Below are 10,432 nucleotides of genomic sequence, written 5' to 3'. Positions count from 1 at the left end.
GGAACGAGGAGGAATTGGCGGCGATCCAACGTCTTGATGATCAGGCACGCCGGCTTGAACGAACCGCCACCGGGCCTTCGCTTGCAGTCCTGATCGCGGAGGAACGCACCCGGTCCCATGACTACGGCGGACGCAGCGTATCCGGCTGGGAGCCGTCTCCGGAGACCTCCGGTAAGGGTGCGGAGGGGGAAGTCGCAAGCGACTTTGAGGCTGTGCGGCAGGGAAAGGTGTGAGGGCCAGGCACGCCAGACCAGGTGCGGTGCTGGTTACGGAGGTGGCCTTCAGGCGCGCGCAATCACCCCTCAACGAAGCTGACTATCTTTGCTGCCCCGCCGATTGATGCCCGGGTTCACTTGTCTGGCATCGCGGGCGGACTGACATTCGACGCAGGTACGCACACCCCGCACGGCGCGGCGCCGCCCCTCGGGTATCTGCTCGCCGCATTCCGCGCAATGCGTCTCGCCTTCACCTGCGGGCATTCTCGCACGCGCGATCATAACCGCGTCCGCGATGGTGTCGTCGATCTGATCTTGAACCGCCCCGTCGGGCGTCCAACCGCCGGCCATTCCGATGCTCCTCATTCGTGTCTCGACAGCGCAAATGGGGAGTTTAAGCCGTCATTCAAAGTGCGGCTGGTCGAATTCGGGGGGCTTTGCCGCGTCTGGGCGCATTGTTGCCGCCACTATGGCAGCGGCCGCAAGATGGTGTACCGCTGCGGCTTGGGTGAACGCGGTCGGTCAGTTCCGGCGGGACGAGGACATTGGCGGCGGAGACGATCAGAGACGTGACCAGGGCGCGTGTGATCGCGCCGATGACCTGGGGGCGGGTCTGGTTTCGAAATGGCCGATCGCGGCCGCTCTGCCCCAGTGCCCCCAGAAGCGCGGGATCCGCAAATCGGGGGTTTGTTAACGACCGGGGGCGGCGGCAACAGAACCCCAGAGGTTGAGGCTTGATATCAATATATAGTTTATGATATCAATAAAATCATGGCATCAAAGAGTGATACCAATGCCCGCTGTTACGATCCGCAATCTGTCCGAGGAAACGCATCGCGCCTTGAAGGTCCGCGCTGCACAGCATGGACGTAGCACGGAAGCCGAAATTCGCGAAATTTTGGAAAGAGAGGTGCGCCCAACTGGCCGGATAAAGCTTGGTTCACTGTTGGCTGCAATCGGTCGCGAAGCCGCGCTTACCGATAAAGACGTGGACGCCTTGCAGCACATCCGCGACAAGACCCCAGCCGAGCCGATGAGGTTTGAATGATCCTCCTCGACACGAATGTGGTTTCCGAGACTTGGAGACCCACACCCGAGCCGGGCGTGCTTGAGTGGATTGACGCGCAGGCTATCGAAACCCTCTACTTGTCAGCCATCACTGTCGCCGAGATCCGCTTCGGCATCGCTGTGCTGCCTGTCGGTAAGCGCCGCACGATCTTGTATGATCGTTTCGAGCGAGACGTGCTGCCACTGTTCGCGGGGCGCGTCGTGCCTTTCGACCTGGATGCCTCACAAGCCTACGCCGACCTGATGGCGCAAGCGAAAGCGGCAGGCCATGCCATAGGCAATGCAGACGGCTATATCGCCGCTACGGCCGCGTCGCGCGGCTTCATGGTTGCCACTCGCGACGCGAGCCCGTTCGCGGCCGCCGGTCTGAACGTCGTCAACCCTTGGGAGACAGCGCTATGAAAAAGGAAGGGGCGAAAGTAATCTTGGAAGAATAGCCTGACGTTTTACGGCAGCATCCCAATTTATCATCAAAGAAGAGGTGATAAAAGTCGGCGATATCGTCATAGAAAGTGTCCAACAGGCTGACCATCGGTAACTCCATTCGCCCTCTCACGCGCTGCTCACGGCCGGGAGCAATTTAAAAAAAGGTGGCGCCAACCTATCGCCGATGTCGTTCGCTGACGTGTCCCGGGAGACCTATACGCAAGCCGTGCTCGGGGTGACCAAGATCGACCTTCTCAAGGCTGTCTTCATCTGGGCCCACGAGCGGTCAGCCGCCCGCTACGCCGCGGTTCGTCAATCCCTCGGGGAGCCTGATCCTTTCCGGCTTCGCTACCGCGAACAGCTGCGCGAGCTCATCGCCGACCTCGTCCGGACGCTGGTCGTTCGGAAGGACTCCGTAGCGCGAATAGCAGGTTGGTCACAAAAAGAGATTGATCCCGAAGATCGCCGGCGTTTCGAGGCAGGTGGATGCCATGCATTAGGCGTAAATGCCCGTGCCCGCGTCGGTACTTGGCATATAAGGAATATACAAAGCCGCGTCGGCCGCGGCCGCCGGCGCCTCTGGCGTGAGCGCCGGTGCGCGTTGGGCGGAGACGGTATATGCTCATGTCGTACGTTATGGCACGCTGGACGTGCCTGGCCTGAACCGCCCAGCAGGTGATCTCGACGAGGGTGAACCGTTCGAACCCGAGGGCGATGCGCTTCTTGAATTGGCTATGGCATGGGCCGCACTGGCACAAGACGCGCCGGATGTGGCCTTGCTCCAACGCACGCGGCAAAGTGCCGACCTGCCAACCATCATGGACGCGCTCGCCGCCACCGTCATGAACCGTGACGCAGGAAAGGAGGTGATAACAATTGCCCTCGAGAGGCTGCTTCTGGTCCAAATGGAAACGGTGCAACGCCGTGAGTTCGTTGGCTCAGGCTCGCTCACCTTGAATGTGGTTGGACGTGCGGTCGACGATGCAATTGCTGCCAGAGGATGGCCGGTGAGAGTGCGCGCGCTGTTTACAACGCTACGGCAGCGGCTCACGCGCGGGGACCGTGCCGGCGACCCGGCGCTAGAGCGTCTGGTCCAGCGCATCCAGGCGCTGCGTGCCAAGACGGTTGCACAAGGCTGTACCGAACAGGAAGCATTAGCGGCAGCGGAGAAAGTGGCGGAGTTGCTGGATCGCTATGGTCTATCGCTCGGAGAGCTTGAATTTCGCGCGCAGCCCTGCGAGGGGATCGGTATCCAGACCAACCGCCGCCGTACCGCGCCAATCGACAGCTGCGTTCCTGCGATCGCGGCGTTTTTTGATTGCCGTGTCTGGGCTGAGCGCGCGCAGGGTACAGCGCTACGCTATGTTTTCTTTGGTCTGCGTGGCGATGTGACCGCGGCGCGATACCTCTATGAAATGGTTGAGCGCGCGTTTGAAACTGAGACAAATGTTTTTCGTGCCAGCGACATTTATTTTGAGATGGCAGGAGAGCGGCGCAGTGCCACAAATTCCTTTCAGACCGGGTTGGCACACGGAATATCCGATAAGCTGCAGGCGCTGCGTGCGTGCGGCGCGCAATGCCGGCACCCGCAGCGCATCGGGCCGCGATTTGGTGCCGGTGAAGGCGGCGATGGTGGAGGAAGAGATGGAGAAGCTCGGTCTCAGCCTCAGCCCCCGCATACTGGGGCAGGGTAAGCGTGTTCTCACCGACGCTTTTGCGGCAGGCGAGGAGGCGGGACAGCGGTTTGAATTCGCACCGGCGATAACGCGGGCGGCGTGACCATCCGGCGAGGCGTCAAAATGGCCATTTAACCAAGCTTCCCCAGATGGACGGCCAAACCGCGCCATGCGGGATGAAAAGAATCCCGATCGACAGGCGTTCGGAATGCCAAAAACGGCATGTAACCTTTCCAACCGCCGGCTAAGTCCCACTTTGTGGAAGATTGCCGGTAGTAGGCTGGCGCTGGCGTCTAGCGCATTACATTAACGTACTATTATAAATATAGACGATATAGATAAAGGGCGCGGTCATTATGAAAACACGGATATTGGGTCGCTCGGGCCTCCGGGTATCGGAGGTCGGGCTCGGCTGCAACAACTTCGGAAGCAGGATCGATCTCGAGGCGACACGTGCTGTGGTTCATGCGGCACTGGATAACGGCATCACCCTGTTCGATACTGCTGACGCGTACGGCAACAGGGGAGGGTCGGAAACATATCTGGGGCAAGTGCTGGGGGAGCGGCGCAAGGCTATCGTGCTCGCCACGAAGTTCGGCAACCCGATGGACGAAGCTCAAACGTTAAAAGGTGGTGCGCGGCGTTATATTATGACGGCTGTCGAGGCGAGCCTCAAACGGCTAAATACCGATTGGATCGATCTCTACCAACTGCACCGGCCTGACGCTGACACGCCGATCGAGGAAACCTTGCGGGCGCTCGACGATCTCGTCCGGGCGGGCAAGGTCCGTTATATTGGTGCCTCGAATCTCTCCGCTTGGCAGTTGGTGGAAGCCGATTGGACGGCACGGGCTGCCAATCTGACCCGCTTTATTTCTCACCAGGATGGCTATTCCCTCCTGAACCGCGAAATTGAGACCGAGTTGCTGCCAGCGGCGCGCTCTTACGGCATCGGGCTCCTTCCGTATTTTCCGCTCGCGAACGGGCTGCTCACCGGCAAATACAAACGGGGGCAACCACTTCCTCCGGGTACACGCCTGGCCGGCAATAGAGCGAGGGCGGAGCAATTGCTGAAAGATGCGAATTGGGAGAAGGTCGCGCGGCTGGAGACCTTCGCCGCAGGGCACGGGCACAGCCTTCTAGAGCTTGCCTTTGCCTGGTTACTGGCGAAAGGTGCCGCGAGTGTTATTGCTGGGGCGACCAAGCCGGAACAGATCGAGGCCAATGTCCGCGCCGCGGCATGGACGCTGAATAGCGCAAATCTTGAGGAGATCGATCAGCTAGTGGATCACGCCTAACGGCGGCGCCCCAGGAAGACGAAATGCCGTGGGGTATCGCTCATGACATGAAAGTTTCACGATACCAGGTCGTCGAGCGGCGCATCGCCTCGATGTAGCCGATCCCGCCGAGCGGCGCCCCGGCCGCAGCCAGTCGGCTCGTATCATGCCCGCAGGTACGCCCGAAAATCCGAACGAGCAGCCGGTGGAGCAGCGGCTCGCGTTGCAAACGCAGTAGCCGCCACGGTGTTTCCAACACCATCGCAGCCGCGTCTGCCACGACGTACGGCAGGTTCAGAACGACGCCCCGGCCATGGATTCCAGAGCGGAGATCCACGATGAACCGCGCCCAGCTGACGGGCTCTCGCCGTCCACTAACAGGAGGGCGTGCCCCACAAGCGTCTCCTCGCGGTAAAACAGAATGGCCTTGGAGTGCGCCCCCATATCCTGGGAAAAGCGGCGGTAGAATTCCGGGGTCAAAACCTCGCGCTGAAATTCGCGGGCGCTTTCATGCACGATCATCCATTGCGCGTGAAGCGTTTCTGCCAGGCCGTCGAAGTCATCGACCAAGCGGTGGCTGATCCCCGCGGTCTGGTTCCGCTTAAGATGCTTTAGAAGCTTGCTACGATAATAGCTGCGCATCGCGGACAGATATCGATCCGGCGTCGCCCATTCGATGTTGATATAGGTGTTGGGCAGACTGTCGATCCAGTGATAGCCATGTCGGTGGAACTCGCGCACCACGATCAGCAATTGCCCCTCAGCTCGAGCCGTCTGATGCAAGACATCGTGCAGGGCCGAGACCATCTCCGCGTCAGTAACATCGGCACACCGCGCGAAAGGGGGGCTGGTTATGGTGATCGGCGTACCGCACTCCAGCATGCGCAATTTCAGGAAATTCGGAAATACCCGGCGCACCCCATTGAGCAAAGCGCGCAACAGTCCTGGGGCAAAGATGGCAATATCGGTCGTAACGGAGTAAAAGCAGGTCAGGCCGAGCGCCTGCCCAGCATTATCAACAAACAGAACATAGCGATACTCAAAGTCATTCAACCGCGCATGCTCTAGGACGCGCCAGAACGGCAGCGTCGCGCATGATCTCGCCACGGTTGCTGTGAACCAGGGGCGATCGCCAGTTCACGGATTTCGCGAGACTTGCCATTGTCGGCCTTGGTCTCGACGCCATCGATCCATGGCATGACCGGCCTCAAGACCAGGCTCGCCGCGGCGAAACTTCTGCCGGTCCTATCACCAAAGCGGGCAAACGGGCAGCGTGGCGGATGTTGATCGAAGCCCCCTGGAGCTATCGATTCCCGGCCTGGAGCGGTCGCGAGCAGTTGCTGCGACAGGAGGGGCTGGCCCAGCCGATCCGCGATATAGCGTGGAAGGCCCGGGAAAGCCTATGCCGGCGGTACCGCAAGCTCGCACCGGGCGATCAACATCACGCGTGATGAATTCCACGCGAGTGGAACTACGCCATTGCGCTTAATCAACAACCTCCTTGAAGCATCAATTTCGTCGCTGGCCCCAAGAGTTTCGGCGCAGGTGGCTGGGTTGGCTTTGATCCGCCCTTCGCGATTGAAAAGCCTTGTGGCTGGTCCTAGTCTAGGTGGCGCACGACAAAACGAGACAACCGGCCGTACCCCGCCTGCTTTTTCCTGCCGCATGACGCGCGTCCGTTTCGACCCGCCGCGGATGGGGTTTGGCGCCGGCGGCTGGGCAACCCGGAGGAGCGAGCATGAGCGTTTATACCGGCCCGGTTTTTGAGATGGCGCGGCAGCAGTTCAACATTATCGCCGATCATATCGGGATGCCGGAGGGCGAGCGCGACCGCATGCTCTACCCGAAGCGGGCGGTGACCGTCGCGGTGCCGATCCATCGCGATGACGGCAGCACGGCGGTGTTCCAGGGCTATCGTGTGCAGCACCATCTCACGCTCGGCCCCACCAAAGGCGGCACGCGCTTCTCCCGCACGGTGGATCTCGGCGAGATCGCGGCGCTGGCGATCTGGATGAGCTGGAAATGCGCGCTCGCCGGTCTGCCCTATGGCGGCGCCAAAGGCGGCGTGACGGTCGACCCGTTGGCCTTGTCACCGCGCGAGCTGGAGGCCCTGTCGCGCCGCTACATGCAGGAGATGATCCCGTTTGTCGGCCCGCATACCGATGTGATGGCGCCGGACATGGGCACCAACGAGCAGGTCATGGCGTGGTTCATGGATACCTATTCCGCCTATCAGGGCAAAACCGTGACCGAGATCGTCACCGGGAAGCCAGTTGCCTCCGGCGGCACGGTGGGGCGGCGGGAGGCGACCGGGCGTGGCGTGGTGCATCTGGTGCGGCGCGCCGCCGAGGCGATCCAGCTCAACCCGCTGGGCGCCACCGCCATCGTGCAGGGATTCGGCAATGTCGGCGCCATCACGGCCAGGGAGTTGGCGCAGCAGGGCGTCAAAGTGATCGGTGTCAGCGATCATACCGGCTGCCTGTTCGACCGGCGCGGCCTGCCGGTGGCGGAAATGGAGCGTTATGCCGCCCAGCATCGCGGCCTGGCGGGGTTTAGCGCCGAGGCTGCAGCTGACCCTGAGACCCTGCTGACCCAGCCCTGCGACATTCTGGTGCCGGCGGCGCTGGAGCGGGTGATCGATGCCGGGGTGGCACGAAAACTCTCCTGCCGTATCCTGGCTGAAGGGGCGAACGGCCCGACCACCCCGGAGGCCGATGAGGTGCTGCGCGAACGCGGCGACATCTACGTGCTGCCCGACCTGCTTTGCAATTCCGGGGGCGTGATCGTCAGCTATTTCGAATGGGTGCAGGATCTCCAGCAGCTGTTCTGGGAGGAAAATGAGGTGAACGAGCGCCTGGGGCAGCTTCTTGACCGCGCCTTTCATCTGATGAGCACGCGCGCCGCGCATGACGGCGTCAGCAACCGCATCGCGGCGATGGCGATCGGCGTGGAGAAGGTGTTCGCGGCGAAACGGTTGCGCGGGCTGTTTCCGTAGGCGGTCAGAAGAAAGTAGCCGCTTTTTAAAAAAAGCGGCGCAAAAACTTTTGTTATGCTGGGCCGGGGGCGTTGTCGCCGACAACGCCCCCGGCCCAGCATAACAAAAGTTTTTTTGCTACTTTTTGTTCACAAAAAGTAGTCTTCCTTCGCTTGCCTCAGGGCTGTGTGCAGCCTTGACCGCTTTGTGTCGCGTTGATCAGGCTGTTGACGTCGCTGCAGGCGCCGCTGGGGTTTTTCGGCGGGGTGGCGGAGGGCGGGGGTAGAGTCGGCAGCGGCACATAGCCGCCGGGCAGGTTGCCGTTTTGGTTTTGGTCCGTCTGGGTGCTGGTGGGCGGCATCGGGGGCAGCGCCATGGTCGGGGCGCCGTTCTGCGGCACTTCCGGCAATGGCGGGCTGGCTGGCGGATTTTGCGGCAACGGTAACGGCAGCGACTGGGCGGCGGGAACCGGCGCGGCCTTTTGTGCGCCGGCGGTGGGGGGCGCGCCGAACGGGCTCGGCGGCGGGCCGGAATTCGTGGCTGGCAGCGGAACCACGGCCCCGGCGCCGATCCATTGCGCGCCGCCGGTGATCGAACTCTGGATCAGCAGATAGCCCGCACCTTTATTCTGCGCCGTGGCGCGCAGCTGGTAGAAGGAGAGAACCTGCACCATCGTCGTGGGCGGCAACATGACGCAGCCGGCTCGCGCGGCGGTGATCTGGGCGCTGGCGACGCTGGCATTGCTATTGCCCCCGGTCGCCAGGTTTTCCTCGTTGTACACACTGGCCAGCACACCGATGCGGGGGCAGGCGAGGGCGCCGCCTGCTGCGTGCGGGTTGATCCGGCCGATCTGGCCGGACTGGACGAATTGGGACGTTTGAAAGCTCTGATAGGCCGCATCCTGGGCCCACGCCGCCGGGGTGCAAAGGCCGGCAACCAGAAGGACGCAGGGTGCCGCGGAAACGAGTCTTGGGAACCGTGTCACGGCAGCCTCCTCGCGAAAGATTTTTATGAAAATCTCACATTTTGGGGGCGCGGCAAAGGGGCACGGGCAAACAAAGGAAGGCTACTTTTTGTAAACAAAAAGTAGCAAAAAAACTTTGCTCCGCTGGGCCTGGGGCGTTGTCGGTGACAACGCCCCAGGCCCAGCGGAGCAAAAAGTTTTTGCGCCGCTTTTTTTAAAAAGCGGCCACTTCCTTTCTCTGACTTAGGTAGCCTGGGGCATGAGTGGTTTACACCAATCGTGCCCCAGGGCGTAAAAATCGCTTACTGCAGAACGATTTCGACGCGGCGGTTCTGCGGCTCGCGCACGCCGGGGCCGGTCGGCACCAGCAGGTGCGTCTCGCCGTAAGCGTGGATCTGGATCTCCGATTGCGGCACGCCATCGGTGACCAGCTGCGCGGCGACGGCCTTGGCGCGGCGCATCGAGAGGCCCTGGTTGTAGCGTGGCGTACCGGACGTGTCGGTGTAGCCGGAGACGTTCAGCGTGGTGACGTTCTGGGTGTGGCTGGCGTCGGCGGCCTGGGCGATGATTTGCGTCGCGCGCGGCGTCAGGTTGTAGCGATCCCAGTCGAAGAACACCAGGTAGGTTTGCGCCGGGGCCGGGGCCGGGGCGGCGACCGGGGCGGGCGCCGGGGCCGGCGGCACGGGCTGCGGCGTGAACAGCTGGTAGCGCAGGCCGACCATGATCGAGTTGTTGTACTCGTCGCCCATCTTGAACGAGGCCGGGACGGCCGCATGGACACCGCCGCCGGTAAAGCCGCCATTGTACTTGCGCGATCCCGTCAGCGCCATGAAACGGTATTCGACGGTGGCGGACAGACCGGGCGCGCCCGGGATCGGGATCGCCAGGCCGGCGATGCCCTGATAGGCGAACGCGCCGCGGGTCTTGTCCACATCTATGTCCTGCGAGGAGAAATTTTGGAATTCGGAGTTCTGCCAGCCGACGCCGGCGCCGAGATAGGGGAACACCGGCCAGCCGAGGTCGAAATCATAAAGTCCGTTCAGGAAAACGCCGTATTTTTGTTCTTTGCCGGAGGCGGGAAGCTTATCGCCGGTGATGTTGCTCTTGGCGAAGTTGTTCGCGTAATAGTCGCCTTCGACTTCGGCTCGGAAGCCGTCGCCGAAGCCGTAGCCGACACTGGCTTCGCCGGTCCAACCGTTATGCATGGTGATGCGGACCGTGTCGGGCTGGTTAACGTTGTTCAGCGTAAGGTTCTTGCCCTTCTGGCTGGACTCGATGTTGTAGCCCAGGCCGCCCGATACATACGGGCCGGTGACTGGCTGCGCGTGCACGAGCGTCGGCAGAGCGATCGGCGCGGCAAGCACAGTCGCCGCGAGAAGTGTCATCCGGAATTTCATAAAACCCCCCATTGAAAACAAAACCGCAACACGCGACTGGCGTTCTGATTGCGTTAGCCGAGGATCAATCTAGCAGCCATAAGACTAAAAACGAGAGGGGCGAAGGAATTCGACGGAAACTGTATCTAAAATACAACAAATTGTGTCCGTTCGGTTACGTCATTCTCGTAATGGCCTTATCGCCTTCATGAGAATGGGCCAGGGATCACCCCAGACCGTTCAGATCACGCCTCGTCACCGCCGGCATGGCGCCGTCAGGATGTTCGTTGCGATACAGGCGGGTCAGTTCCGCGGCCGCGGCCTGGAACGTATCATGCGGCGCGCCGCAAATCACCACGCTCTGAAAGTCTCGTTTGACCCGCACCACGCGCCATTTGGCGTGTCCATTGACAAAGCCCTTGACGACCTGAAACGTCTCCATTGATCGGCTCCCGG

General features: G+C 61.6%; 11 protein-coding genes and 2 pseudogenes. 7 read left to right on the top strand and 6 right to left on the bottom strand.

Features of this window, described 5'->3' with window-relative positions; all coding sequences use genetic code 11:
• Positions 1-233: pseudogene (locus VGG47_RS03585) on the top strand (hypothetical protein); the annotation flags it as partial.
• Between the two features lie 69 nt (positions 234-302).
• Here VGG47_RS03585 and VGG47_RS03580 read toward each other — a convergent pair.
• Positions 303-566, bottom strand: coding sequence for a DksA/TraR family C4-type zinc finger protein (locus VGG47_RS03580; RefSeq protein WP_331535519.1), 264 nt, complete (start codon positions 564-566; stop codon positions 303-305).
• A 442-nt stretch (positions 567-1,008) separates the two neighbouring features.
• Here VGG47_RS03580 and VGG47_RS03575 point away from each other — a divergent pair, with 442 nt between their 5' ends.
• The 4 genes from VGG47_RS03575 to VGG47_RS03560 all read left to right on the top strand — a co-directional run bounded on the left by VGG47_RS03575 (position 1,009) and on the right by VGG47_RS03560 (position 4,683).
• Positions 1,009-1,263, top strand: a complete 255-nt coding sequence (locus tag VGG47_RS03575; protein WP_331535517.1) for a FitA-like ribbon-helix-helix domain-containing protein — start codon at positions 1,009-1,011, stop codon at positions 1,261-1,263.
• Positions 1,260-1,685, top strand: coding sequence for a type II toxin-antitoxin system VapC family toxin (locus tag VGG47_RS03570; RefSeq protein ID WP_331535515.1), 426 nt, complete (start codon positions 1,260-1,262; stop codon positions 1,683-1,685). Before VGG47_RS03575 ends, VGG47_RS03570 begins: the two co-directional genes overlap by 4 nt.
• 608 nt (positions 1,686-2,293) lie before the next feature.
• On the top strand, positions 2,294-3,403 hold the full coding sequence (locus tag VGG47_RS03565) for a DUF2786 domain-containing protein (protein ID WP_331535513.1): 1,110 nt from the start codon (positions 2,294-2,296) through the stop codon (positions 3,401-3,403).
• A 338-nt stretch (positions 3,404-3,741) separates the two neighbouring features.
• Positions 3,742-4,683: an aldo/keto reductase gene (locus VGG47_RS03560; RefSeq protein ID WP_331535511.1), complete on the top strand. Its 942-nt coding sequence runs from the start codon at positions 3,742-3,744 to the stop codon at positions 4,681-4,683.
• Positions 4,684-4,723: 40 nt separating this feature from the next.
• Here VGG47_RS03560 and VGG47_RS03555 read toward each other — a convergent pair whose 3' ends face one another.
• Both VGG47_RS03555 and VGG47_RS03550 read right to left on the bottom strand, forming a co-directional pair.
• Positions 4,724-4,942, bottom strand: a complete 219-nt coding sequence (locus tag VGG47_RS03555) for a hypothetical protein (RefSeq protein ID WP_331535509.1) — start codon at positions 4,940-4,942, stop codon at positions 4,724-4,726.
• 14 nt (positions 4,943-4,956) lie between these two features.
• The gene (locus VGG47_RS03550; protein ID WP_331535507.1) at positions 4,957-5,715 is read right to left on the bottom strand and encodes a peptidogalycan biosysnthesis protein; all 759 of its coding nucleotides are present in this window, start codon (positions 5,713-5,715) and stop codon (positions 4,957-4,959) included.
• Positions 5,716-5,903: 188 nt separating this feature from the next.
• Here VGG47_RS03550 and VGG47_RS03545 point away from each other — a divergent pair.
• Together VGG47_RS03545 and VGG47_RS03540 are read left to right on the top strand one after the other, a co-directional pair.
• Positions 5,904-6,086: pseudogene (locus VGG47_RS03545) on the top strand (IS110 family transposase); the annotation flags it as partial.
• A 314-nt stretch (positions 6,087-6,400) separates the two neighbouring features.
• Positions 6,401-7,657, top strand: a complete 1,257-nt coding sequence (locus VGG47_RS03540) for a Glu/Leu/Phe/Val family dehydrogenase (RefSeq protein WP_331535505.1) — start codon at positions 6,401-6,403, stop codon at positions 7,655-7,657.
• A 157-nt stretch (positions 7,658-7,814) separates the two neighbouring features.
• Here VGG47_RS03540 and VGG47_RS03535 read toward each other — a convergent pair whose 3' ends face one another.
• The 3 genes from VGG47_RS03535 to VGG47_RS03525 all read right to left on the bottom strand — a co-directional run bounded on the left by VGG47_RS03535 (position 7,815) and on the right by VGG47_RS03525 (position 10,418).
• Entirely contained in the window at positions 7,815-8,621 is an 807-nt protein-coding gene (locus VGG47_RS03535; RefSeq protein ID WP_331535503.1) for a hypothetical protein, read from the bottom strand.
• Between the two features lie 281 nt (positions 8,622-8,902).
• Complete coding sequence (locus VGG47_RS03530; RefSeq protein ID WP_331535501.1) at positions 8,903-9,985, bottom strand: OmpA family protein; 1,083 nt, start codon at positions 9,983-9,985, stop codon at positions 8,903-8,905.
• Between the two features lie 217 nt (positions 9,986-10,202).
• Positions 10,203-10,418 (bottom strand): hypothetical protein, encoded by a 216-nt coding sequence (locus VGG47_RS03525; protein ID WP_331535499.1) that lies wholly within the window; start codon positions 10,416-10,418, stop codon positions 10,203-10,205.
• Positions 10,419-10,432: the final 14 nt, after the last annotated feature.

Source organism: Acidocella sp. (genome assembly GCF_036489515.1).
Taxonomy (GTDB): domain Bacteria; phylum Pseudomonadota; class Alphaproteobacteria; order Acetobacterales; family Acetobacteraceae; genus Acidocella.
The sequence above is the reverse complement of the archived record's forward strand: the minus strand, read 5'-3'. Positions and strand labels throughout refer to the sequence as shown.

Coding starts and splice junctions, on each gene's coding strand:
- VGG47_RS03580 (WP_331535519.1), bottom strand. CDS start 566: ATGGCCGGCGGTTGGACGCCCGACGGGGCGGTTCAAGATCAGATCGAC.
- VGG47_RS03525 (WP_331535499.1), bottom strand. CDS start 10,418: ATGGAGACGTTTCAGGTCGTCAAGGGCTTTGTCAATGGACACGCCAAA.
- VGG47_RS03570 (WP_331535515.1), top strand. CDS start 1,260: ATGATCCTCCTCGACACGAATGTGGTTTCCGAGACTTGGAGACCCACA.
- VGG47_RS03540 (WP_331535505.1), top strand. CDS start 6,401: ATGAGCGTTTATACCGGCCCGGTTTTTGAGATGGCGCGGCAGCAGTTC.
- VGG47_RS03575 (WP_331535517.1), top strand. CDS start 1,009: ATGCCCGCTGTTACGATCCGCAATCTGTCCGAGGAAACGCATCGCGCC.
- VGG47_RS03530 (WP_331535501.1), bottom strand. CDS start 9,985: ATGACACTTCTCGCGGCGACTGTGCTTGCCGCGCCGATCGCTCTGCCG.
- VGG47_RS03560 (WP_331535511.1), top strand. CDS start 3,742: ATGAAAACACGGATATTGGGTCGCTCGGGCCTCCGGGTATCGGAGGTC.